Raw genomic sequence first — 22,968 nt, 5'->3', positions numbered from 1 at the left:
AAGCTGATGGCCGCTGCCCGCAGTGGTGCCCGCACGCGCGGGAAGTCCGATCCGATCGACGCGCTCGCGGTCGCCCGCGCGGCGCTACGCGAACCCGATCTGCCCGCTGCCGTCCACGATGACGTCTTCCGAGAGCTGAAGCTGCTGGTGACCTCCGGCGGCCTACCGGCCGCGGCTTGACATAGGAGCGACACGGGGTCAACGTGCAGGTCATCGCCGACCCGGCCGGTCGGCTGATCTGGGCGTCGGCCGCACTACCCGGTGCCCGGCACGACATGGTGCCGCCCGCGAGCACGGCATCATCGACGTGATCACCGACGCGGGCGTGCGTACCGTGGCCGACACCGCCTACCAAGGCGGCGGCCCAGCGATCCAGATACCGCAGCGCCGGCGCCGCCTCAACCCCGACACCGGCCGCTACCGCCCGCTGTCGCGCAATCAGCGCGAGGTCACCACCGCCCGCGCCCGCCAACGCGGACCGGGCGAGCGGGCCAACGCCGAGCTGAAGAGCTGGAAGATCCTCCGCAGAATCCGCGCCAGCCCGAACCAGGCCACCACCCTCGTCAAGGCAGTTCAGACGCTGATTCTTGCTGGCTGACCCCAAGTCGGAAAAAGGCTCAGTGTGCGCTGGTTGCAGCCTGTGCAGCCGCCGTGTCGGTCCTGGTGGAGGCGGACGTGTCGATCTCCTCGGATCGTGAGGGGGACAGACCGGTGACCACGAGTCCCCCGGTCGGCTGACCTGCCGCTCCTCCGCACGATAGGCCGGGTGGCCGACCGCGCCGGGAGACGGAAGCGGCCAGGGTCTGGGTGACCCACCCACACCGGAGGACTGCGACCATGACCACCGAGCAGATGGAACGAACCGCCCGCGCCACCCGCCCACCCTGGCTCGTCGCGGCCGACCTCGCGGCGGTCCTGCTCTTCGCGGTCGAGGGCGGGCTGATGGGTGTCGCCGCCGGTCTCGGACCTGTCGGCGTACTGGCCGTCGCCTTCGTCTCGTCGCTCGGCGGCGGGCTGATCCGCGACCTGATCGTGCACGCGCACCCGCCGGCTGCGGTCGGGTCGATCGCCTACCCCGCGGCGGCCCTCGCCGGCGGCCTGGTGGCCGCACTGGCCTCCGGTGTGCTCGGCGGCCTGCCCCTCGGCGTCCGGGCCCCGTTCGACGCCGCCGCGTTGGGCCTGTTCTGCGTCGTCGGAGCGATCACCGCGCTCGACCGGCGGATGTCGGTGCTCGGCGCGGTGCTCCTCGGTACGGTGAGTGCGGTCGGTGGCGGCGTGGTCCGTGACCTGCTGACCGGCATCGTGCCCCTCGCCTTGCGCCATGACGTGAGTGCCGTCGCGGCGGCGGCCGGGGCGGCGGTGACCGTGGTCGCGCTGCGCTGCCGGGCACCCCGTCCCGTGGCGGCGGTGCTGGGCGTCGCGGCCTGCGCCACGCTGTCCCTGGTCGCCACCGCCCAGGGCTGGCGGCTCCCCGCGCTGACCGGCTGAGGACGCGCAGGCCGGCCCTGGGCGCGGTTCGCCGCGGCAGGCCAGGCCGGTGTGGCAGGCCAGGCCGGTGTGGCAGCGGACCAGGTCACCGACGAGCTCACCGGGGCCGGCCACCGAGCTGACCGCGCCGGCGACGAGGACGAACGCGACCAGGGCCACGACATCGGTCGGGTTGGCCACGTCGACGTCGTAGAGCGGCGAAGCAGCCGTACGCAAAGGGTGTGCTTGGCGCCGATCTCGTTGAGCTTGGTGCCCGCGTACTCACCGGCGAGGACCTCGGGTTCGCCATAGAAGGACAGCGCGCCGCTCCCCTGCCAACGCCGGTCGCCGGCGTTGAACGCGACGACCGGGATGCCGCGGCGACGGCCTTCGTCACGGCCGGGTTGAGGGCGTCCGGATCGGGGTTCGACTCACCGGGCGGCTCCACAGGAGTAGCGGGTCACCGGCTTGCCGGCTCTCGCTGACGATCGATCCCCCTCACCGTGCGCCCACCCGCCGAAACCCTGGTGGCCGTTTCCACGGCCCCGATCCGGGAAACCCGCCGCCATGCCCTCCGGTCCCGTCGTCATCGCCTTCGACGGCTCCCCCGCCGCGCTGCGCGGCCTGCGCGAGGCCGCGGCGCTGCTGGGCCCGCGGCCCGGCCTCGTCGTCGTGGTCTGGGAGGCGGGAGCCGCCTACGACCTCGCCACGATCCCCAGTAGGAGCCTCGACCTCCCGCCCGGCCGGCTGGACCTCCGTCCGGCCGCCGAGCTGGACCGGGCGCTCTACGCCGACGCCCTGGAGCTTGCCCGCCGCGGCGCCGCGATCGCCGTGTCCCTCGGAATGCCCGCCGAGGGCGTCGCCGTCGCCGACGAGGGGTCGGTGAGGGACACCCTCGTCCAGGTGGTGCGCGAGGTCGACGCCGCCGCCGTCGCCGTGGGCAAGCACGCCCATGGAGCGCTGCACGACGTCCTGCTCGGCGGCACGGCCGAGGGACTCCTCCGGCACGCCCCGTGCCCGGTGCTCGTCGTGCGCCCCGTCTCGCCGGAGTCCTGAACCGCGCTACGGCTCGGCGAGCTCGGCCAGGTAGGAGCGCGGCAGCTCGGAGTTGATGTCGTGCCACTCCTTCGCCACCACGGCGTCCCGGACCGTGTTCAGCACCGCACGGGCGTGCGCGCGGGCGACGTCGACAGACACGCCCTCCCGCTCGGCGATCCGCCGCACGAACTCGTCCAGCGACATCTTCTGCGCCGGTCGGCTGCTGTGCTGCCTCCAGCCGTCGAGCACCGGCCGGAACTCGGGCGGCAGCTCCTTGACGAGATCGTCCACCTCGCCGCCGGCGATCCGCTCGCCGAGCGTCTCCAGCACGGCTTCGGTCGCACGCAGCGCGGTGTCACGGTCGATCCCGGCCCGGTCGACGACCCACTGCAGGAACTCGTCGAGCGGCATGGGGATACCGGAGGGCCTGGTGCCCTCCAGCAACGGCCCGAAGTCGGCGGGCAGCTCGCGCACCACGTCCTCCCACGCGTCCGCGGTGACGGCCCGGCTCAGTGCCAGGAGCGCGGCGTGCACGTAGCGGCGCGCCGTGTCCGGGTCCGCCTCCGTCCGCTCGGCCACCCGGGCCACGAACTCGTCCGCGTCGAGGAGCTCATGCGGCTCCTTCGACGACAGCCAGGACCGCGTCGCCTTCGGGGCCTGCGTCTGGACCTTGTGCAGGGGCCCGTCGTGCACACGCTGCGCGAGCGTCACCAGCGTCGCGCGGGCGGCCGCCACGGCCGTCTCGTGGTCGACCCCGGCCTCGCGCTCGACAATGGAGAAGAATCGGTCGTCGTCCATGGCCGGGGGGTGCACCCGGATCCGGCCGCCAAACGGTGCCCACGGGTCGGAATCCCCCGCCGATCCTCACCATGCCAGGTTCAGGCCCGGACGGGCCAATGCGTTCCTCGTTGTCCTCGACCCACCGTCCCCCACCGGGCCGGACCCCCACGCGCGAACTCTCGCCGTGGTCTCAGCGGTGCGATCGCGTCGTTCGCGTGCCCCGCGCGACTTCTCGGCGCCCCTGGCCATCGTGGGCCAGGGAGGACTCCTCGAGGTCGATCTCCCGCAGGACATGGAGGAAGGCATCCTGGTCGAGTTCGCCCTTGTCGCGCAGCTCGATGAGCCGGGCGCGGGCCGCCTCGAGCATCTGCCGGCGAAGCCTCCGGTAGGTGGCGGCGGGAGGCTCCCGCTCCACCTCCGCGCCTCCCGCCAGAGCGAGGGTGAGGCGGCGTTCGGCCTGTTGCCGCAGCCGCTGCACCACCTCGGGCGGTGGGTTCTCCCGCTCCAGGATCTCGTCGAGACGCTCCAGCCCCGCGACGGCGGCGGCCCTTTGGGCGAGCGCCTCCTGCTCGACGTGTGCGGCGTCGTCGTCGGCCGGCGGCCGGATCCGGCGCACGAGGGCGGGCAGGGTCAGCCCCTGGCCGAGCAGCGTCGCCACGATGACCACGAAGGTGAGGAACAGCAGTAGCTCTCGTTGCGGGAACGGCGCGCCGCCGGCCGTGGTGGCCGGCAACGTGAGCGCGGCCGCGAGCGACACCACGCCGCGCATGCCCGCCCACGACACCAGCGCCGGCAGCTGCCACGGTGGGGCGGGGTCCCGTTCCCGGACCCGCCGGGACAGCAACGGCGGCAGGTAGGCCGCCGGGAAGACCCACACGAACCGGCTGATCACCACGGTGGCCACGACGGTGACGGACACGGACGCCAGGAGACCCGTCGAGTAGCGGTCCAGCCCCGCGACGATGTCCGGTAGGCGCAGCCCGATCACCACGAACACCACGCCGACCAGTACGTACTCGATGACCTGCCAGAACGAGTGGGCGACCAGCCGGGCCTGCGCATCCATCAGCCGCGGTGCCTGGTGTCCGAGGTAGAGCCCGGTCACCACCACCGAGACCAGCCCGGACGCCCCGATCGCCTCGGCCGGCAGGTAGGCGAGGAACGGGGCGAGCAGCGACAGCATGGCGTCCGACATCGGGTTCTCGACCCGCGCCCGCACCTTGGCGAGCAGCCAGGCGACACCCCAGCCGACGGCCAGGCCCCCTGCGCCGATGAGCAGGAACCGCCCGACGGCATCCCCCAGGCCGAACGATTCGCCGACCACGGCCGCCACCGCCACCTTCAGCGCGGTCAGTGCGGCGGCGTCGTTGAACAGGCTCTCGCCCTCCAGGATGGCGACCACCCGCCGTGGCATTCCCGCCTCCCGCCCGACCGCGACAGCGGCCACCGCGTCCGGCGGCGCCACCAGCGCGCCGAGCACCATGCCGGCGGCCAGTGGCAGGCCCGGGATCAACAGGTGGGCGAGGAAGCCGACGACGACCGTGGTGAACAGGGTGTAGCCCACCGCCATCAGGGCGATGGGGCGGGCGTTCGCCCGCAACGCCGGCAGCCAGGTGGTGAACGCCGCCGCGTACAGCAACAGCGGTAGTCCCACCTGCAGCATGAGCTCGGGGGGCAGGCGGTAGTCGGGGAAGCCGGGCAGGTACGCGAGACCGACGCCGGCGATCAGTAACAGGACCGGTTCCGGCAGCCTGGCCCGGCGGGCCGCCGCACGGACCACCGCGACGACGAAGATCAGCGCCGTGACCTCGAACACCACGTCCATGGCGCTACCGCGGGTGCTGTTCGCGGAACGGAGGTACGGGAACGTCCTCGCCCGCCGGGAGGCCTCCCGTCACGTCGCGGCCCGACCGACGTCCCCGAGCAGCTTCCAGCCCGACGACCAGGAGAGCCCGTTGCGCACATTGAGGCTGATGTTGAGGAACGCCATGTGCTCCAGCGACCGCGCGGCCCGCAGCGCGCCCACGTCGACCGGGCGCAGTCCCATGGCGGCGACGAGCTCGGCCACCGCGGCCTTCGCCGCGGGGTCGTCGCCGGCGTAGAAACCGTCGAGCTGCACGCCGTCGACGACGGGATGGGTGAGGAAACCGCCGAACACCGTGTTGAAGGCCTTCACGATGCGCGTGCGGGGCAGGAGGATCGCGATCTCCTCGGCCACCGACAGGGTGGCCTCGAGGACGCCGGACACGTCGGGCTCGAGCGGGTTGGTCGGGTCGATCACGATCGCCCCCTCGACCTCACGCCGGATCTGGTCGCTGACCCCGGCCACCGCGGTCGACGGGACGGCGAGCACCACCATGTCGGCGCCGTCGGCGGCCTCGGCCGCGGATTCCGCCGCCCGGGCGCCCACGTCCTCGGCCACCTTCCTGGCGTGATCGGCATGCCGGGCGCTGAGCACCACGTCGTGGCCGAGCGACACGGCCGCCCGCGCCAGGCCGCTGCCGACGGTCCCCGCCCCGATGATCGCGATCCGCATGGCCCCGCTCCTCCCGCGACCGGGCCGCGCCGGGATCTCCGCCACCGCCCGCCAGTGGAAGGGTGCGGGGCGTCGTCGTCCCCGCGCGCCGGTCCGGCAGCGCGAGAGCCGGCCGGCGCGTTCGTCCTGCCAGGCCCGTGGTCGGCGACGACCGTGACGTCGCCTTCGTCGGGCACCCGCACCTGAACGAGCGCGATCTCTCCCCCTTCGGGGCCCAGAACGGCGGGAGAACTTCACGCGCCGGGGACGACGCGCGGCGCCGACCGGGTGTACGAGGATCGGCCTCCGTACCGCTGGCGAGGAGGCCCGCACTCATGGAGACCTTCGACGTGGTGGTCGTCGGCTCGGGCCCCGGGTCGGAGCCGGTCTGGTCCTCGGCCGACGGTCGCTCGGTCGCCGTGGTCGAGCGCGCCCTGGTCGGCGGGGCGTGCCCGTACCTGGCGTGCGTGCCCAGCAAGTCGATGCTGCGCAGCGCCGCGGTGTGGGGCACGGCGGCCGATCCGGAGTTCGCGCCGTTCTTCCTCGGGCCCGTCGACCCCGCACTGGCCTTCCGGCAGGCGGTGCGGCGCCGCGACCGGGCCGTGCGCGACCGCGACGACTTCGACGCCGCCGAGCGGCTGCGCCGCAGCGGCGCCCGGCTCTTCCGCGGCGACGGCCGGGTCGTCGAGCCCGGGGTGCTGGACGTCGGCGGGGTCCGGATCCGCTACCGGGACCTCGTGCTGGTCACCGGTTCGGTGCCGATCCTGCCGCCGATCGCGGGGCTGGGCTCGATCACGCCGTGGACCAGCGAGGATGCGCTCACCACGAGCGAGCTGCCGGAGTCGCTCGTGGTGGTCGGCGGTGGCCCGGTGGGCTGTGAGCTCGGGCTCCTGTTCGCCACGTTCGGCATCGTCGTCACCGTCGTGCAGCGCGCCGACCGGTTGCTCCCGCGCGAGGAGCCCGCCGTCGCCGAGACGCTCACGGAGAAGCTCGACACCCTCGACGTCCGCACCCTGCCCGGCACGACGGTCGTCGACGTGGCCCCGCGCGGCGCCGGGGTGCGCGCGACCCTCGACATCGGACGCCCCGTCGACGCCGATCGGCTGCTGTTCGCCGTGGGCCGCGAGCCGCGGGCGCAGGACCTGGGTCTGGAGAACCTGGGGGTCGAGGTGCGGGCGGGCGCGCCGGTGCCGGTCGACGAGCGGTGTCGGGTGGTCGGCGCCGAACACGTCTGGGCCGCCGGGGACGTCACCGGCATCGCGTCGTACACGCACACCGCCGATTACCAGGGCCGGGTGGTCGCGGCGAACCTGCGCGGCGAGGACGCCCGAGCGGACTATCGGGCCATTCCCCGCTCCGTGTACACCGACCCGAGCGTCGTCGCGGTCGGGCACACCGAGGCGAGCGCCCGCGACGCCGGGATCGACCCGCTGACCGCCCGGGCCGACATCGGCGAGACCGCGCGATCGGTCACCGAAGGCGTCCATCAGGGCTGGGTGCGGCTGGTGGCCGACCCCGCACGAGAGGTGCTCGTCGGGGCGACCGGCGTGGGCGGCCGGGCCGAGGAGTGGGTGTCCGAGCTCGCCCTGGCGATCCGTGCGGAGATCCCGATCCGCGTCCTCGCCGACGTCGTCCGCCCCTTCCCGACCTTCAGCCGCGTGCTGGACGGTCCGCTGCGCGAGCTGGCACGCACCCGGGAGCACTCCGCCACGACCGGCCGTTAGGCCGGCGGACGTCCCGTCAGTCGGCGCGGTGGCGGGCGTCGAAGAGCGAGTAGACCCCGAACACGGCCAGCCCGGCCGCCAGCACCAGCAGGAGCAGCTGGCCGAACGGCTGCGCGCCGAGCGCCTTCAGGCCCGCGTCGAGCCCGACCGGCTGGGTCGGGTCGTAGCGCACGGCCGCGACCACCAGCAGCACCCCGGACGTGCCGTACGCGACGCCGAGCGCGGGCCAGCCGACCCGGCCCAGGCGCATCACCAGCAGCGACCGGCGCAACCCGGCGCCGCGCAGGTCCAGATCCCGCAGGAACGCTTCGCTCAGCCCCCGGTACACCGCGTACCCCGCGACGGCGGTGATCCCGAGCCCGGCCAGGACGAGCAGGAACGGGCCGCCCGGGAGCTCGAGGATCGTCGACGGGACGGGCTTGGACGACGGTTGGGCACCGCCGTCGGCGGCCACGTCGGCGGCGGTCTTCGCGAGCAGCCCGAACACGACCGCCTCGGCCAGGTCGACCGCGGTGCGCCGGACCCGCTGCGCGAGAGGCAGCCCGCGATGGCCGAACAGCACCTCGGCGAGCTGCCACAGCACGAGCGCGACGAGCCCGAGGGCGACCACCCAGAGCAGGACCCGCCCGAATCCGGTGGCGGCGAGGGCCTGCAGGGCGCCGGCCTTGTCCGCCCGCCCGGGGTCGCCCAGCGCGATCCGGGCGGCGAGCAGGGCGATCAGCAGGTGCACGACGCCGTAGGAGACCAGCCCGATCCGGCCGAGCGCGTGCAGGACCGGATGGTCCCCGATCTTCTCGGCCACCTCCGCGGCGCCGAGGCCACCCCCGTCGGTCGCGTCCGGTGGTTCCGGCGGGACGTTCCGGGCATCCGGCACGAGTGCACCTCCTCGGGGCATACCGGATCCTCACCCATCCGGGGGGTCAGCGCCAGCGGCCGGAGCAGGGCCGGCGCTCAGGCGCTGATGTCGCCCAGCCTCTGGGCCCGGCAGGCGAGATGCAGGAAAAGCCGCTGGTCGGCGTCGTCCTCGTCGATCCCGAGCACCTCGAAGGCGCGTTGGACCCGGTAGCGCACCGCGTTGCGGTGCAGGTGCAGCACCTCCGCGGTGCGGGCCGCCGAGCCCTGCAGGTCGAGGTAGGTGCAGACGGTGTCGATCATCGCCTGGCGCTTGGCCGGGGTGAGGTCGGCGATCGGGGCGAAGAGCCGGTCGATCGACTGCTGCACCGTCGGCGAGCCGTACCACTCGAGCAGGGTGGCGCGCATGCCGACGGAGTCGAAGTGCACCGCGACGTTGCTGCGCCGGCGGAACCGCGCCGACGAGACGGCGAGGCGGGCCTCGGTCGCGCTGCTCGCGAGCCCGGCGATGCCGGGCCGCGCGGTGCCGGTCCCGCAGAACATCCGCAGTCCGGGCACCCGTCCGACCAGGGCATTCAGCACGAAGTCGAGCTGGCGGTGGAGCCGGGCGTGGGTGTCCTGGCGGGGCGGGTTGTCGCCGGTCCACAGCAGCAGGACGACGGCCGGGTCCTGCCCGACGTGCCAGGAGCCGGGCATGCTCGCGGCGGCCTGCAGGGCGAGCGAGGCCAGCTCGTCGCGGATCTCGTAGGCCGCGACGTCGTCGCCGGTGACCTCGAGCAGGTTGTCCGGCTCGATCCGGGTGACGACGTGCCAGCCGTCGACGGGGATGCCCAGCCGCCGGGCCGACGGGGCGATGGTGGCGCGGGCCCCGCGGTCGGCCTCGACCAGCTGGACCAGCACCTCCCCGGCGGACCGGCGGGACACCTGCTCGGCGCGCACCCGTTCGGCGGTGAGCCGGGTGGTCTCCGCGGCGATCCGCCACAGCACCATCTCCAGCAGCGCGTCGGCGTCCGGGTCGCCGGGTCGCTCGGTCCACAGCCATCCGTCGTGGTCGGGCCCGGCGGGGACGGCGAGCACCTGGTCGTCGGGGCGGGGCCCGATGCGGACCGTCCGGCCCAGCAGCATGCCGACCCGGTCGAGCAGCACGTCGACGCTGTCCAGGGCCCGCCCGTCGATCGTCTCGCAGACCGCCCGCGCCCGGTCCACGGTCACGCTGAGCCGGTCCGTGGCCTGCCGGACCATGGTGCCCACCGCGGCGGTGAGGTCGACCTCCGGTGCGAGCCGGATGACGGCGACCCCGGCGCGCCGGGCCAGCGCCAGCGCGGTGAGCGACAACCTGGCGTCCTGCGGGAGCACCACGACCAGCGCGGCGACCTCGCGGGCGGCGGCCCGGCGCACCACGATGTCGAACCGGTAGTCGCCGGTCAACGCGGCCAGCCCCCGCTCGAGGACGACGAGGGCGCCCGGCGGGGCGTCGTCGACCTGATCGACCTGCTCGACGAGGCGTACGTCCCCGACCCGCTGGTCGGTCGAGCCGACCAGCACCTCGACGGCGCCGGGGTGCCGGTGGGCCAGCAGGTCCACGACCGATTCGAGCGTGCTCACCCGCGCAGTATGACCTGCTTACATGGTGTGAGTGCACAAGAAACATTCTCGACCTCTTTCCGACACACTTCGTCGGATTGCACAATTAGATCTTCAACTTGGGCGCTTCGGCCATGGAGTGGCGGCGCGCCCGGACCTACGTTCCGGATATGACGAACGACCCTCCCAAGCTCGACGAGCAGGACCTGGTGGACCTGTCCGTCGGCTGCACGGTGCTGGCGGGTGGCGGTGGTGGCGACCCGCGGATCGGCCTGCTCATGGCGCTGAACGCCGTGCGGCGCACCGGCCCGGTGCCGCTGATCGACCTCGACTCGCTGGCCGCCGACGACCTGATCGTGCCGGCGGGCATGATCGGCGCGCCGACGGTCATGGTCGAGAAGATCCCCAACGGCAACGAGGGCGACGTCATCCGCGCCGCGTTCGAGGCGCGGCTGAACCGCCCGGTCGCCGCGCTGATGCCGTTGGAGATGGGCGGGATCAACGGGGTCCTGCCGGTCGCCTGGGCCGCCCACGCCGGCCTGCCGCTGGTGGACGGCGACCTGATGGGCCGCGCCTTCCCCGAGCTCCAGATGTGCACCCCGCACCTCTACGACATCCCCTCCTGGCCGTGCGTGGTGGTCGACGAGCGTTCCCAGGTGATCACCTTCGAGCCGCGTGACAACGTGTGGCTGGAGCGCCTGGCCCGCAACGCCGTCTCCACGCTCGGGGGCTGCGCCTGCGCCGGCCTCTACCCGATGGACGCCCGCACCGCGGCCACCCCGCTGCTGCGCGGCACCGTGTCCCGCGCGGTGCAGATCGGCCGCACCATCCGCACCGCGACCGACGACCCCTTCCGTGCCCTGGACGCCCAGGTCGACCTGTACCCCCTGCTCACCGGGAAGGTCGTCGACGTCGACCGGCGTACGGCCGGTGGCTTCGTCCGCGGGTCGGCGGTGGTCGAGGGCATCGAGCACGACGCCGGGCGGCTGGTGCGCATCGAGTTCCAGAACGAGAACCTGGTCGCGATGGAGGACGGCGAGGCGCTGGCCACCGTCCCGGACATCATCACCCTGCTCGACCGGCACTCCGCGCGCGGCATCGTCACCGAGCACATCCGCTACGGCCAGCGCGTGGTCGTCGGTGTGTTCCGCGCGCCCGACCAGTGGCGCAGCGAGCGCGGCCTGTCCGTGGTCGGCCCGCGCGCCTTCGGCTACGACCTCGACTACGTCCCCGTGGAGGACCGCCATGCCCGGGTCGGTTGACCTCAGGATCGGGATCGACGTCGGCGGCACCAACACCGACGCCGTCGTCCTCGACTCCGCGAACCGCTTGCTGGCCAAGCACAAGACCCCGACGACGCCCGATCTCACCAGCGGCATCACCAGCGCGCTGGAGGCGGTGCTGGGACAGATCGACCAGCCCGTCGAGCGGATCACCCACGTCATGCTCGGCACCACCCATGCCACCAACGCGATCCTGGAGCGCCGCGACCTGCTCAAGGTCGCCGTCGTCCGGATCGGGGCACCGGCCACCGTGTCGATCCCGCCCTTCTCCGACTGGCCGGACGACCTGCGGCAGGTGGTGTCGGCGGGCGAGGTGGTCGTGCCGGGCGGCAGCGAGGTCACCGGCGTGCCGCTGGTCCCCTTCGGCCGCGACGAAGTGGCCCGCTTCCTCGAGAAGGTCGGTGACAGCGCGGAGGCGGTCGCCATCTCCGGGGTGTTCTCGCCGGTCTCGGGGGACCACGAGCAGGAGGCCGAGCAGGTCGTGCGGGAGGTGCTCGGCCCGGACATCCCGGTCAGCCTCTCCCAGGGGATCGGCGCGCTCGGCCTGCTGGAGCGGGAGAACGCCTGCATCCTCAACGCCGCGCTCGTCGGCGTCGCGCACAAGGTGGTGCACGGGCTCACCGCGGCCCTGACGCAGAACGGGATCGACGCCGTCGCCTTCCTGACGCAGAACGACGGCACCCTCATGGGCCTGGACTACGTGCTGCGGTTCCCGGTGCTCACCATCGGCAGCGGCCCGGCGAACAGCATGCGCGGCGCCTGCTACCTCGCCGACGTCAGCGACGCCGTGGTGGTCGACGTCGGCGGCACCTCCAGCGACGTCGGCATGCTGCTCAACGGGTTCCCCCGGGAGTCGAGCACCCCGACCGACATCGGCGGCGTGCGCACCAACTTCCGGATGCCCGACCTGGTGGCCATCGCCGTCGGGGGCGGCACGCGGGTCACCGGGTCGGCCGAGGACGTCCGGGTCGGCCCGGAGAGCGTCGGCTACCGGCTCCGCGAGGAGGCCCTGGTCTTCGGGGGCACCACCCCCACGCTGTCCGACGCCGCCGTCGCCGCCGGCCGCGCGAGCATGGGCGACGCCACCGCCGTCGCCGGGCACGAGGAACTGCTGGCCGCGGCGCTGCGCCGGGCCGACGAGCTGGTCTTCGTCGCCACCGACCAGATCAAGACCGCGCGCGGACCGGTCCCGCTGGTGGTCGTCGGCGGCGGGAGCGTCATCCTCCCGCCGGAGGTGCCGGGCGTCGCGCAGATCGTGCGGCCGGAGAACTACGACGTGGCCAACGCCATCGGCGCCGCCATCGCGTCGGTGTCCGGCCAGGTCGACAAGGTGTTCAAGCTGGCGGGCCGTGACCGGCAGGAGGTCCTGGACCTCGCCTGCGCGGCCGCGAAGGACGAGGCGATCAGCGCCGGCGCCGACCCGGCCGCCGTCGAGATCGTCGAGGTCGAGGAGGTCCCGATGGCGTACCTCACCGAACCGGTGGTCCGGATCCGGGTGAAGGCCGCCGGGCCTCTCGGCCGGATGTGACCACGGGGCGCGCCCACCCGGCGCGCCACGCCGCGCGAACCCGCACGACCCGGGAGCCCCGCCCGGGAGCACGCCGCTGTGAGCCCCCCGCACGACGCAGTGCCCCCTCCCCCGAAACGGAGCCCCACCCGATGCGACACACCCGCGCGTGGCGCGCGATCGCGCCCCTGACAGTCCTCGCCGCGCTCGCCGCGGGCTGCTCCTCCGGAGGAGCAGCCGGCGGTGGGTCCGGCTCCGCCGAGCCCATCGTGATCGGTCAGACGGCCGGGACCACCGGCTTCATGTCCGTCTTCGACATCCCGGTACAGCAGGGTATGCAGCTGGCCGTCGACGACATCAACGCCCGGGGCGGCGTTCTCGGCCGCCAGCTCAAGATGATCACCACCAACAACGAGACCGACGTGTCGAAGATCCAGACCGCGGCACAGGACGTCCTCGACCAGGGGGCGGAGTTCGTGGTGACCTCCTGCGACTTCGACATCGGCGGGCCCGCCGCCCGGGTCGCCAACGACGCAGGGAAGATCGCGATGGGCTGCGCCGGTGGCCCGCTCTACGGCGTCGACGGCGTCGGCCCGATGACCTACAACTTCTACCCCGGCTCGCGCACCGAGGGAGCGCTGCTCGCGGAGTACGCGAAGGAGAAGGGCTACACCCGGCCGTTCGTGATCACCGACCAGGGCCTGGAGTACTCCCAGGTCGTCGGGGACTTCTTCGAGAAGCGGTGGACGGACCTCGGCGGGACGCTGGTGGGCGAGGAGACCTACCAGAACGGCGACGAGTCGGCCGCCTCGCAGATCGCGGCCGCGCAGCGCGCCAACCCCGACGTCATTCTCGTGGCCAGCTACCCGCCCGGCGGCGCCACCCTGCTGCGCCAGCTCCGCGCCGCGGGCCTGACCCAGCCGCTGCTCGGCTCGGCCGCGTACGACGGCACCTACTGGACCGACGCGGTCCCGGGGCTCTCGGACTTCACCATCCCGGCCGCCGGCGGCCTGACCGGCGACGACCCGGTCCCCGCCCGCAACGACTTCTTCACCCGCCTCCAGCAGCGGACGGGCCAGCCCGCCGCCAGCGCGAACTACCCGCTCGAGGGGTACTCGTTCGTCCAGGCGATCGCCCGCGCCGTCGAGCGTGCCGGCTCCACCGACACCGCGGCGGTCAAGGCCGAGCTGGACAAGTTCACGAACGAGGACCTGTTGCTCGGGCCGACCACCTTCACCGCCGACTGCCACATCCCGTCGGCCCGCCCGATGCTGCTCAAGACCTACACCGACGGCACGCCGAAGGTGATCGGCGAGCGCACCGTGCAGTCCCTCATGGGTCAGGCTCCCTGCTGATGGACGCGCCGGTGGGGACGGGTGACCGGGAGCTCCGGGCGTCCGGGGTCACGGTCCGGTTCGCCGGGCTGACCGCGTGCGAGGACATCGAGCTGGCCGTGCGGCCCGGGGAGATCCTGGGCCTGATCGGCCCGAACGGGGCCGGCAAGACGACGCTGACGAACGTCCTCACCGGCTTCCAGCGGCACGCCGGCACCGTCGCCGTCGACGGCCGGGACGTGACGGGCTGGTCGCCGCAGCGGCTGAGCAGGTTCGGCGTCCGGCGCACCTTCCAGAACGTCCGGCTGTTCGCCGGGATGACGGTGGCGCAGAACCTCGAGGCCGCGGCGCTCGGGGTCGGCCTGGGCCGCGCGGCCGCGCGCCGTTCGACCGGCGAGCTGCTGGAGCGGTTCGACCTGACGGGGCTGGCCGGGGTCGAGGCCAGCGCGCTGCCCTACGGCCTGGAGCGCCGGCTGGGCATCGCCAGGGCGCTGGTCGGCGAGCCGCGCTACGTCGTGCTCGACGAGCCCGCGGCAGGTCTCAACGAGGAGGAGAGCGACGAGCTCCTCGACCGGCTGCGGGCGGTCCCGGAACAGTACGGGTGCGGGCTGGTGGTGATCGAGCACGACATGCGGCTGATCATGCGGCTGTGCGACCGGCTGCACGTCATCGACCACGGCCGCACCCTCGCCACGGGAGACCCGGCCGAGGTCCGGGCCGACCCGGCGGTGATCGAGGCCTACCTGGGCAGCGAGGCGGCCGAGCAGGCGGTGGCGCATGGCTGAGCCGCTGCTCCCCGTCCCGCTGCTCCCCGTCCCGCTGCTCTCCGTCCGGGGGCTCACCGTCCGCTATGGGTCGGTGACCGCCCTGCACGGCATCGACCTCGACGTCGACGCGGGCGAGCTGGTGGCCCTCGTCGGCCCGAACGGTGCCGGGAAGTCCTCCACGCTCGCCGCCGTCAGCGGGCTGGTCCGCCCGGCAGCGGGCACGGTCACGGTGGCCGGCGAGGTGGTGTCCGGGCTGGCGCCCGAGCGGGTCGTCCGACACGGCGTGGCGCTGGTGCCGGAGGGCCGCAACATCTTCACCGCGCTGACCGTGGCGGAGAACCTCGCGCTCGGCGCGACGATCCGGCGCGACGCCGCCGGGGTCGCCGCGGACCTCGACCGCCAGCTCGACCGGTTCCCGATCCTGCGGGACCGCTACGGCCAGCAGGCCGGGCTGTTGTCCGGCGGCGAGCAGCAGCAGCTCGCCATCGCGCGGGCGCTGATGTCCCGGCCGCGGCTGCTGCTGCTCGACGAGCCGTCGCTGGGCCTGGCACCGCGGCTGGTCGACCTGGTGTTCGAGACCGTGGCGCAGCTGCGCCGGGAGGGACTGACGATCGTGCTGGTCGAGCAGAACGCGACCCGCGCCGTCGAGCTGGCCGACCGGACGTCGGTCCTGCGGACCGGCCGGATCGTGCGCAGCGGGACCGCCGACGAACTGGGCGGGGGCGCGGCGATGGCGGCGGAGTACCTCGGCGAGGCGGGGGTGACCCCGTGACGACGCTGGTGCAGGCGCTGGTCAACGCGCTGAACCTCGGCGGGCTGTACGCCCTCTACGCCCTCGGCGTGGCGATGGTGTTCGGCATCCTGCGCCTGGTCAACTTCGCGCACTCCAGCCTGATCATGGCGGGCGGATACACCCTGGTGTTCACCGCCTCGCTGCCACTGGTGGTGCGGCTGGCGCTCACGGTCGCCGTGTGCGTCGCGCTCGCGATGGTGCTGGAGCTGGTCGCCTTCCGCGGCGTCCGCTCCGCCGCGCCCGAGACGATGCTCGTCACCTCGTTCGCGGTGAGCATGCTGCTGTCCAGCCTCGCGGAGAGCCTGTTCGGCGCCCTGCCCCGCTCGACCGACGTCGATCCCGTGTTCCGGGAGAGCTGGACCTTCGGGCAGATCTACCTGCCCAAGATCAACGCGGTGACGGTGGTCGTCGTCGTGGTGCTCATCGGCGGGCTCGGCCTCTTCCTCACCCGCACCCCGGCGGGCCTGCGGATGCGGGCGGCGGCCGAGGACTTCGCCACGGCCCGGTTGCTGGGCGTGGCGGCCAACCGGGTCATCAGCCTGGCGTTCGCGATCAGCGGGGTGCTGGCCGCCGCCGCGGCCGTGCTGCTGCTGGGCGCCAACGGGTCGGTCACCCCGACGTTCGGGTTCAACGCCGTGCTGTTCGGACTCATCGCGGCGGTCGTGGGCGGGCTGTCCAGCCTGCGCGGGGCCGTCGCCGGCGGGTTCGTGCTCGGCGCGGCGAGCCAGCTCCTGCAGGAGGCGCTCCCGGTGGGGCTCGCCCCGTTCCGCGACGCACTGCTGTTCGCGGCGGTGTTCTGCCTGCTGGTCGTCCGGCCGCAGGGACTGATCCGGTCCGGACAGGGGGTGCGGGTGTGAACGGGCTTCTTCGACGGGCCGGCGGCGCCCTCGGCGTCCCGTCGGCGCTGTTCGCGGGGATCGTCGTGGTGGCGCTGCTCGCCACCACCGGGCCGGCGTCGCTGGAGCGGCTGGCGGTGGGCGGGCTGGTCAACATCGTGCTCGTCATCGGGCTGTACGTGTTCGTCGGCAACTCCGGCGTGTGGTCGTTCGGGCACATGAGCTTCGCCCTGGTCGGCGGCTACGTCGCCGGGCTGCTCGCGCTTCCGGTGCGGCTCAAGGGCCAGCTGCTGCCCGACGCCCCGGCCCTGGTCCGGGAGCTGCACGCCGGGCCGTTCGTCGCGGTCGTGGTGGGTGGGCTGGTCGCGGCGGTCGTGGCCGTGGTGGTGGCGGTGCCGCTGTCCCGGATCGGCGGGCTCTCCGCCGGGCTCGCGACGGTGTCGCTGCTGATCGCCTTCTCCGCCGTAGCCGCCCAGTGGCAGTCGGTGACCCGCGGGCAGAAGGGTCTCTCGTCGATACCGACGAGCACGACGATGCCCGTGGCGCTGGGCTGGGTACTGGTGGCGCTGCTGCTCGCCTGGGCGTACCAGCGCTCGTCGTTCGGGATCCGCTTGCGGGCGTCCAAGTCCGACGAGGTCGCCGCGGCCGCGTCGGGGATCTCGGTGCCCGTGCAGCGCGGGGTGGGATTCGTGCTGAGCGCGTTCCTCACCGGGATCGGCGGGGCGCTGTTCGCCCTGCAGCTCGGCTCGATCAACCCCGACGTGTTCTACCTCGACTACACCTTCCTGATCATCACCATGCTCGTCCTCGGCGGCGCGGGCTCGCTCACCGGGGCCGTGGCCGGCAGTGTCGCGGTGTCGGCACTGGCGGAGGTGCTGCGCCGCGCGGAAGGCGGGTCGCTGCTCGGGCTGCCCGTGCCGGCCCGTCCCGGTCTCGCCGACGTCGTCCTCGGCGTCGTCCTGGTCGTGATGCTGTTGCGTCGCCCGAGCGGGCTCACCGGCGGCCGCGAGCTGCGGCTGCCTCGCCGACGTGGCGAGCGACACCGGCCCCCGGCCGTCACCCGGGACGCATCAGAACCGATTGCCCTGGCGGGAGCCGTCGCCGGGGCCGGCCCAGAAACCCGGCGAGAGGACTCACGATGACGAACCGTTCCCCTGTAGGCGTGCTGGTGCACGGCACCACCCCGCCCGACAAGCTCGTCGACGTCTGTGTCGGCATCGAGGACGCCGGTTTCGGCGAGCTGTGGCTCAGCGAGGACTACTTCTTCCTCGGCGGCCCGACGAGCGCCGCCATGGCCCTGCAGGGCACGCGCGAGATCCCGGTGGGGATCGGCATCCTGTCCGCCGTGGTGCGGCACCCCGCCGTCACCGCGATGGAGGTCTCCACCCTCAGCCTGGCCTACCCCGGACGGCTGATCACCGGCATCGGGCACGGCGTGCCCTTCTGGACGAAGCAGATGGGGCTGTACCCGAAGTCCCCCATGCGGTCGTTGCGCGCCGTGATCGAGACGACCCGCGCGCTGCTCGCCGGGGAGACCCTGACCATCGACGACGGCCCGTTCGTGTTCGACCAGGTCTCGCTGGTCCACCCCAACCCGGCGGGCGTGGAGCTCTACGCCGGGGTGATCGGGCCGAAGTCGCTCGAGCTGGCCGGGGAGATCGCCGACGGAACGGTCATGTCCGTCATCGCCGCCCCGAAGTACCTGGAGTTCGCCCGGCAGCACATCGCCGCCGGGGCCGCGAAGGCCGGCCGCGACGCCGCCGCCCACCGCATCCCCACCTTCGCCATCTACCGGGCGGACCTCGACGGCGACGTGGCCCGCGCCGCCGCCCGGGAGGCGCTCGCCTTCTACCTGCAGGCGGTCGGCCCGACCCCGATGACCGGCGTGTACGGCATCAACGAGCGGCTCGCCGAGATCCTCGCGCTGGGCGACCTCGACCGGATCACCGCCGCCCTGCCCGAGGAGTGGGTGGACACCTTCACCATCGCCGGGACGCCCAAGGAGTGCGTCGGCAAGATCCGGGCGTTCCTCGACGCCGGCGCCACCTCCGTCGTCCTGGCCCCGTTCCCGGCGGAGGCCAACGACGCGATCCTCGAGCTGACCGCCGCCGACGTCCTGCCCCACCTGTAGAGAGGCCCCCATGAGCGAGATCGTGTTCTTCCTGACCACCTTGGCATCCGAGGACGTGCGCGAGGCCTACGAGCAGTGGGTCCGCGAGGTCGACCAGCCGACGGCGGAGGCGCTGCCCGGCGTCGAGCGGTACCGGGTGGTCCGGCTGGAGGGCCCGGTGATGGACGGCGTCGCGGCCCCCTCCTACAGCTACATCGAGATCATCGAGGTCAGCGACCTGGCGACCTACCAGAAGTCGATCGGCGCGACCCCGGCGAGCTTCTTCGACCAGTTCCGCAGCTACATCAGCGGCTTCGACGCGGTGGCCGGGACGGTCGTGCAATGACGGCCCCCACCCGTCTCGCCCGGCCCCGGGTGGAGGTGCCGGGGTCGGTCGACGAGGCGGTGCGCCGGCTGGCCGAGCTCGGCCCCGACGGCGCCGCCCTCGCCGGAGGGACCTGGCTCATGCGGTCGCCCGCGCCACCGGCGACCTTCGTCGCGCTGCACCGGATCGCCGAGCTGCGCGGGGTCGCCGCCGGGACGTGGGGCGCCCTCACGACCCACGCCGAGCTAGCAGCCGCGCCCCTGCCACCCGCCCTGCGCGCCCTGCGCACGGCCGCGCGGACGTCGGCGTTCCCGCAGGTCCGCAACGTGGCGACGCTCGGCGGGAACCTCAACGCCCGCGGGTTCGCCGAGGCAGACCTGGTCCCGGCCCTGCTCGCGCTCGACGCGACCGTGGAGGTCGCGACCACGGCCGGACGGCACCGGATCGGGGTCGAGGGCTACCTGCGGTCGGCCCACGGCGACAGCGCCGATCCGGCCGCGTTGCTGGTCTCGGCCGGCGCGTCCGCCCCGGCGGGCCGCCGCTCCGGATACGCCCGGCTGACCGTGCGCGGCGGCGGCGAGTACGCGCTCGTGTCCGTGGCGATCTCCGCCGATCTCGACGGGGCGGGCGTCGCGTCCGCGGTCCGCGTCGCCGTCGGGTCGGTGGAGGCCCGTGCCCGGCGGTGTCCCGAGGCCGAGGCGGCGCTCGCCGGCACCACTCTCGACGAGGCCGCCGCCCGCGCCGCCGGGCAGGCCGCGGCGGCCGTCCTGACCCCGCGGGACGACCTGCTGGCACCGGGCTGGTACCGCCTCGAGGTCCTGCCCGCGGTGTTCGCCCGCGCCGCGGCCGACTGCCTCACCGATCCGGCCACCGACCACGACACCGGGGAGGCCCCGTGAACTACCGGCTGACCGTCAACGGCCGCGCCGCCGAGGTCGACGTGCCCGGCGGGACCCCGCTCTCCGACGTGCTGCGCGACCACCTGCACCTGCGCGGCACCAAGGTCTCCTGCGGGACGGGCCGCTGCGGTTCCTGCACCGTCCGGCTCGGCGACCGGGCCGTCGCGTCCTGCCTGCTGCCGGTCGCCCTCGCCGAGGCCGAGCCGGTCACCACCGTCGAGGGGCTCAGCGCGCCGGACGGGCCGCTGCACCCCGTGCAGGAGGCGATGGTCTCCTGCCACGGCGTGCAGTGCGGGGCCTGCACCCCCGGCATGGTGATGACCCTGAGCACCTTCCTCGACACCACGGCCGATCCGGACGCCGGGCAGGTCCGCGAGGCGCTCACCGGCAACCTCTGCCGGTGCACCGGTTACCACACCATCGTCGACGCGGCCCTGACCGCGGCGGCGGCCACCCGGACCCCGAGGGAGGACCGGCCGTGACCGCATTGTCCGAGCCCGCCGCCCGTGCCGTCCCCGCGACCGGCGCCGTCGGCCGCTCGATCCCCAGGCCGGACGCCGAGGCCAAGGTCCGCGGCGCCGCCGTCTACACCGTCGATCTCGCCGAGGCGGGCATGCTGCACGCCGCGGTTCTCCGCGCGGAGCTCTCCGCCGCGCGGATCACCCGGCTCGACACCTCCGCCGCGGCCGGCCTGCCGGGCGTGCACGCCGTCGTGACCGGGGCGGACGCGCCCGCCCTGTCGGGCATGCTGGTGGTCAAGGACCAGACCGTGTTCGCGATCGACACCGTTCGCTACGCGGGGGAGCCGATCGCCGCCGTCGCCGCCGAGACCCCCGAGCAGGCCGCGGCGGCGCTGGCCGCGATCGAGCTGGAGCTCGAGCCGCTCGACCCGGTCGTCGACCTGGACGCGGCCGTGGCGCCCGACGCCCGGCTGATCCACCCCGGCTGGGCGGACTACGCGGCGCCGGTCGACGGTTTCCGCAGTGGCAACATCGCCTGGGACGCCCGCCTGGAGAAGGGCACGGACGAGGAGTGGAGCGCCGCGTTCGCCGCGGCGCACCGAGTGGTGAGCGACGAGTTCCGTGTCCCCCGCCAGCACCAGACGCCGCTGGAGCCGCACGCCTGTGTGGCCCGCTACACCACCGGCCGCTACACCGTGCACACCTCCACCCAGTTCCCGCACTCGGTCCGCAGCCGAACCGCCGAGCTGCTGGGCATCCGGCCGTCGGCGGTCCGCGTGCTCGTGCCGACCGTCGGCGGCGGGTTCGGCGGCAAGCTCGACGCGATGCTGGAGCCGATGGCGTGCCTGCTCGCCCGACGATCGGGGCGGCCGGTCCGGCTGGTCAACAGCCGCGCCGAGGAGCTGGCCACCGCCGGCCCGCGGGAGAACGCGGTCCTGCGGCTGCGCACCGCCGTCGACGCCGAGGGCCGCATCCTCGCGCAGGAGGCGGACGTCCTCACCGACAACGGCGCGAACTCCAGCGGCGAGACGGTCATCTGCGCCGGGCTGCCGGCGCTCGCCCTCGGGTCGACCTACCGCATCCCGCTCGCCCGGTACCGCACCCGCGTGGTCTACACCAACACCGCGCCGACGGCCGCGTTCCGCGGGGTCGGCGGCCCGTACGTCGTGTTCGCCCAGGAGTCGCACCTCGACCACGTCGCCCGCGCGCTGGGTGTCGACCGGCGCGAACTGCGGCTGCGCAACGTGCTGCGGCCCGGCGAGGCCATGGTCAACGGCCAGGCCCTCGACGACCCGATCCTCATCGAGGCCCTGGAGTCGGTGGAGCGCCGCGCGCCGTGGGACCGGGAGCGACCGGCGACCCCGGGGAAGCTGCGGGGCAAGGCCGTCGTGCCACTGACCTGGCTCACCAACCCCGGCCCCGGCGAGGCGTCCGTCTCGCTGTCCGACGACGGGACCGTCCTGGTCACCACCGCGGCGACGGAGATCGGCACCGGCGCGATCCAGACCGGGGTGCGGCAGATCGTCGCCGAGCGGCTCGGCGTGCACGTCGACGACGTGCTGGTGTCCACCCCGGACACCGATGCCGCGGGCTTCGACAACGGCGCCCAGGGCAGCCGCACGACCTACGGTGCGGGCAACGCGGCCGGCGAGGCCGCGGGGGAGCTGCGCGAGCAGATCCTGCGAACCGCAGCGGACATGCTGGAGGCGGCGGAGACGGACCTGGAGATCGCCGGCGACGTCGTGCAGGTCGCGGGCAGCCCCGGCGCGTCGGTCACCCTCGCCGCGGTCAGCGCGGCCGCGATGTGGTCCAGCGGGCCGCTGTCGGCCACCGGCCGGTTCGTCGCGCAGCCCCCCGAGTTCGACGCCGGCTGCGTGATCGGCGGCCTCTTCAGCACGATCAACGCCACCTCCTCCCACGCCCATGCCGCCGAGGTGGAGGTCGACCCGGACACGGGCGAGGTCACGGTGCTGACCTATGTCGTCGCCCAGGACGTCGGTCGGGCGATCAACCCGGCGATGATCGTCGGCCAGGTCAACGGCGCCGTGGCGCAGGGCGTCGGCTACGCGCTGTACGAGGACCTGCGGATCGGGCCGGACGGGCGGGTGCTCGACCGGAACCTGGAGACCTACCGGATCCCCACCGCCCTGGACGTGCCGCCGATCGACCTGGAGATCCTGGAGAACCCGCTCCCGACCGGGCCCTACGGCGCCAAGGGCGTGGCCGAGCCGCCCATCGTGCCGGTGGCGGCGGTGCTCGCCTGCGCCGTGTCGGACGCGATCGGGGTGACGGTGACCGACCTGCCGCTCTCCCCGTTCGCCGTGCTCGCGGCCCTGCGGGCCAACCGTCGATGACGCCCCCTGGCCCGCTGCTCGCCGAGGACGAACGCCTCGGCGAGCCGGCGGGTCCGGTGACGGGCCGGATTCTTCGTCCTGCTCGCCGATTTCCTGCTCGCGGGATTCGGCGTATACCACGCGCCGTCATGTATCCGAATCATTCGCGAAACATTTTGTCGGCTTGCACTTGTGGGCCTGAAACTGTGGCGAATGGTCCATGGTCGGGCCGTAGGGCGTTGCCTAGGTTCCACTTCATGATGATCCGCACCGCACAAGAGAGCGGTCAGGAGATCGGATTCCGACGGAATCCGGTCCGGGCGTGATCGTCGACCGGGCGACGGGACCGAGGCGATCGAG

At 73.8% G+C, this 22,968-nt stretch carries 21 protein-coding genes and 1 pseudogene; 17 read left to right on the top strand and 5 right to left on the bottom strand.

Going from position 1 to position 22,968, the window contains the following annotated elements; genetic code table 11:
• From JWP64_RS29700 to JWP64_RS29685, 4 genes and pseudogenes are all read left to right on the top strand, one after another.
• Window positions 1-147, top strand: a pseudogene (locus tag JWP64_RS29700) (IS110 family transposase); the annotation flags it as partial.
• Window positions 148-307: 160 nt separating this feature from the next.
• Window positions 308-598, top strand: coding sequence for a transposase family protein (locus tag JWP64_RS29695; RefSeq protein WP_297503533.1), 291 nt, complete (start codon window positions 308-310; stop codon window positions 596-598).
• 239 nt (window positions 599-837) lie between these two features.
• A complete protein-coding gene (locus tag JWP64_RS29690; RefSeq protein ID WP_297503531.1) occupies window positions 838-1,488 on the top strand; it encodes a TRIC cation channel family protein in 651 nt (216 codons plus the stop codon).
• 546 nt (window positions 1,489-2,034) lie between these two features.
• Entirely contained in the window at window positions 2,035-2,523 is a 489-nt protein-coding gene (locus JWP64_RS29685) for a universal stress protein (protein WP_297503530.1), read from the top strand.
• Window positions 2,524-2,529: 6 nt separating this feature from the next.
• Here JWP64_RS29685 and JWP64_RS29680 read toward each other — a convergent pair whose 3' ends face one another.
• The 3 genes from JWP64_RS29680 to JWP64_RS29670 form a co-directional block, all read right to left on the bottom strand.
• Window positions 2,530-3,303 (bottom strand): DUF2267 domain-containing protein, encoded by a 774-nt coding sequence (locus tag JWP64_RS29680; RefSeq protein ID WP_297503528.1) that lies wholly within the window; start codon window positions 3,301-3,303, stop codon window positions 2,530-2,532.
• A 172-nt stretch (window positions 3,304-3,475) separates the two neighbouring features.
• A complete protein-coding gene (locus JWP64_RS29675) occupies window positions 3,476-5,110 on the bottom strand; it encodes a Na+/H+ antiporter (RefSeq protein WP_297503526.1) in 1,635 nt (544 codons plus the stop codon).
• Between the two features lie 69 nt (window positions 5,111-5,179).
• Window positions 5,180-5,821, bottom strand: a complete 642-nt coding sequence (locus JWP64_RS29670) for an NADPH-dependent F420 reductase (protein WP_297503524.1) — start codon at window positions 5,819-5,821, stop codon at window positions 5,180-5,182.
• Window positions 5,822-6,135: 314 nt separating this feature from the next.
• Between JWP64_RS29670 and JWP64_RS29665 the strand changes: the two genes are divergently transcribed.
• Window positions 6,136-7,524 carry an NAD(P)/FAD-dependent oxidoreductase gene (locus JWP64_RS29665; protein WP_297503522.1) on the top strand — a complete coding sequence of 463 codons (1,389 nt, stop codon included), beginning with the start codon at window positions 6,136-6,138 and terminating at the stop codon, window positions 7,522-7,524.
• Window positions 7,525-7,540: 16 nt separating this feature from the next.
• On the opposite strand, the gene JWP64_RS29660 is transcribed toward JWP64_RS29665, so the two are convergent.
• Both JWP64_RS29660 and JWP64_RS29655 read right to left on the bottom strand, forming a co-directional pair.
• Window positions 7,541-8,398, bottom strand: coding sequence for a DUF1206 domain-containing protein (locus JWP64_RS29660; protein ID WP_297503520.1), 858 nt, complete (start codon window positions 8,396-8,398; stop codon window positions 7,541-7,543).
• Window positions 8,399-8,475: 77 nt separating this feature from the next.
• On the bottom strand, window positions 8,476-9,981 hold the full coding sequence (locus tag JWP64_RS29655) for a PucR family transcriptional regulator (protein ID WP_297503519.1): 1,506 nt from the start codon (window positions 9,979-9,981) through the stop codon (window positions 8,476-8,478).
• Between the two features lie 149 nt (window positions 9,982-10,130).
• Between JWP64_RS29655 and JWP64_RS29650 the strand changes: the two genes are divergently transcribed.
• The 12 genes from JWP64_RS29650 (at window position 10,131) to JWP64_RS29595 (ending at window position 22,629) form a co-directional block, all read left to right on the top strand.
• A complete protein-coding gene (locus tag JWP64_RS29650; protein WP_297503517.1) occupies window positions 10,131-11,222 on the top strand; it encodes a DUF917 domain-containing protein in 1,092 nt (363 codons plus the stop codon).
• On the top strand, window positions 11,206-12,771 hold the full coding sequence (locus JWP64_RS29645) for a hydantoinase/oxoprolinase family protein (protein ID WP_297503515.1): 1,566 nt from the start codon (window positions 11,206-11,208) through the stop codon (window positions 12,769-12,771). The genes JWP64_RS29650 and JWP64_RS29645 overlap by 17 nt, the downstream gene beginning before the upstream one ends.
• A gap of 131 nt (window positions 12,772-12,902) precedes the next feature.
• Complete coding sequence (locus JWP64_RS29640) at window positions 12,903-14,105, top strand: ABC transporter substrate-binding protein (RefSeq protein WP_297503513.1); 1,203 nt, start codon at window positions 12,903-12,905, stop codon at window positions 14,103-14,105.
• The gene (locus JWP64_RS29635) at window positions 14,105-14,869 is read left to right on the top strand and encodes an ABC transporter ATP-binding protein (protein WP_297503511.1); all 765 of its coding nucleotides are present in this window, start codon (window positions 14,105-14,107) and stop codon (window positions 14,867-14,869) included. Before JWP64_RS29640 ends, JWP64_RS29635 begins: the two co-directional genes overlap by 1 nt.
• Window positions 14,862-15,623, top strand: coding sequence for an ABC transporter ATP-binding protein (locus JWP64_RS29630; RefSeq protein WP_297503509.1), 762 nt, complete (start codon window positions 14,862-14,864; stop codon window positions 15,621-15,623). The genes JWP64_RS29635 and JWP64_RS29630 overlap by 8 nt, the downstream gene beginning before the upstream one ends.
• Entirely contained in the window at window positions 15,620-16,501 is an 882-nt protein-coding gene (locus JWP64_RS29625; protein WP_297503507.1) for a branched-chain amino acid ABC transporter permease, read from the top strand. Before JWP64_RS29630 ends, JWP64_RS29625 begins: the two co-directional genes overlap by 4 nt.
• Entirely contained in the window at window positions 16,498-17,622 is a 1,125-nt protein-coding gene (locus JWP64_RS29620; protein WP_297503506.1) for a branched-chain amino acid ABC transporter permease, read from the top strand. Before JWP64_RS29625 ends, JWP64_RS29620 begins: the two co-directional genes overlap by 4 nt.
• The gene (locus JWP64_RS29615; protein ID WP_297503504.1) at window positions 17,619-18,611 is read left to right on the top strand and encodes an LLM class flavin-dependent oxidoreductase; all 993 of its coding nucleotides are present in this window, start codon (window positions 17,619-17,621) and stop codon (window positions 18,609-18,611) included. Before JWP64_RS29620 ends, JWP64_RS29615 begins: the two co-directional genes overlap by 4 nt.
• A 10-nt stretch (window positions 18,612-18,621) precedes the next feature.
• A complete protein-coding gene (locus tag JWP64_RS29610; RefSeq protein WP_297503502.1) occupies window positions 18,622-18,936 on the top strand; it encodes a hypothetical protein in 315 nt (104 codons plus the stop codon).
• Window positions 18,933-19,814 carry an FAD binding domain-containing protein gene (locus tag JWP64_RS29605; protein ID WP_297503499.1) on the top strand — a complete coding sequence of 294 codons (882 nt, stop codon included), beginning with the start codon at window positions 18,933-18,935 and terminating at the stop codon, window positions 19,812-19,814. Before JWP64_RS29610 ends, JWP64_RS29605 begins: the two co-directional genes overlap by 4 nt.
• A complete protein-coding gene (locus JWP64_RS29600) occupies window positions 19,811-20,296 on the top strand; it encodes a (2Fe-2S)-binding protein (RefSeq protein WP_297503497.1) in 486 nt (161 codons plus the stop codon). Before JWP64_RS29605 ends, JWP64_RS29600 begins: the two co-directional genes overlap by 4 nt.
• Window positions 20,293-22,629, top strand: coding sequence for a xanthine dehydrogenase family protein molybdopterin-binding subunit (locus JWP64_RS29595; RefSeq protein WP_297503495.1), 2,337 nt, complete (start codon window positions 20,293-20,295; stop codon window positions 22,627-22,629). Before JWP64_RS29600 ends, JWP64_RS29595 begins: the two co-directional genes overlap by 4 nt.
• The last annotated feature ends 339 nt before the right edge of the window (window positions 22,630-22,968 follow it).

Origin of the sequence: Pseudonocardia sp., assembly GCF_025465255.1 — a bacterium.
Lineage (GTDB): Bacteria > Actinomycetota > Actinomycetes > Mycobacteriales > Pseudonocardiaceae > Pseudonocardia.
This window is presented reverse-complemented; position numbering and strand designations above follow the sequence as displayed.

Coding starts and splice junctions, on each gene's coding strand:
- JWP64_RS29605 (WP_297503499.1), top strand. CDS start 18,933: ATGACGGCCCCCACCCGTCTCGCCCGGCCCCGGGTGGAGGTGCCGGGG.
- JWP64_RS29645 (WP_297503515.1), top strand. CDS start 11,206: ATGCCCGGGTCGGTTGACCTCAGGATCGGGATCGACGTCGGCGGCACC.
- JWP64_RS29630 (WP_297503509.1), top strand. CDS start 14,862: ATGGCTGAGCCGCTGCTCCCCGTCCCGCTGCTCCCCGTCCCGCTGCTC.
- JWP64_RS29635 (WP_297503511.1), top strand. CDS start 14,105: ATGGACGCGCCGGTGGGGACGGGTGACCGGGAGCTCCGGGCGTCCGGG.
- JWP64_RS29650 (WP_297503517.1), top strand. CDS start 10,131: ATGACGAACGACCCTCCCAAGCTCGACGAGCAGGACCTGGTGGACCTG.
- JWP64_RS29670 (WP_297503524.1), bottom strand. CDS start 5,821: ATGCGGATCGCGATCATCGGGGCGGGGACCGTCGGCAGCGGCCTGGCG.
- JWP64_RS29665 (WP_297503522.1), top strand. CDS start 6,136: ATGGAGACCTTCGACGTGGTGGTCGTCGGCTCGGGCCCCGGGTCGGAG.
- JWP64_RS29610 (WP_297503502.1), top strand. CDS start 18,622: ATGAGCGAGATCGTGTTCTTCCTGACCACCTTGGCATCCGAGGACGTG.
- JWP64_RS29690 (WP_297503531.1), top strand. CDS start 838: ATGACCACCGAGCAGATGGAACGAACCGCCCGCGCCACCCGCCCACCC.
- JWP64_RS29675 (WP_297503526.1), bottom strand. CDS start 5,110: ATGGACGTGGTGTTCGAGGTCACGGCGCTGATCTTCGTCGTCGCGGTG.
- JWP64_RS29685 (WP_297503530.1), top strand. CDS start 2,035: ATGCCCTCCGGTCCCGTCGTCATCGCCTTCGACGGCTCCCCCGCCGCG.
- JWP64_RS29680 (WP_297503528.1), bottom strand. CDS start 3,303: ATGGACGACGACCGATTCTTCTCCATTGTCGAGCGCGAGGCCGGGGTC.
- JWP64_RS29640 (WP_297503513.1), top strand. CDS start 12,903: ATGCGACACACCCGCGCGTGGCGCGCGATCGCGCCCCTGACAGTCCTC.
- JWP64_RS29615 (WP_297503504.1), top strand. CDS start 17,619: ATGACGAACCGTTCCCCTGTAGGCGTGCTGGTGCACGGCACCACCCCG.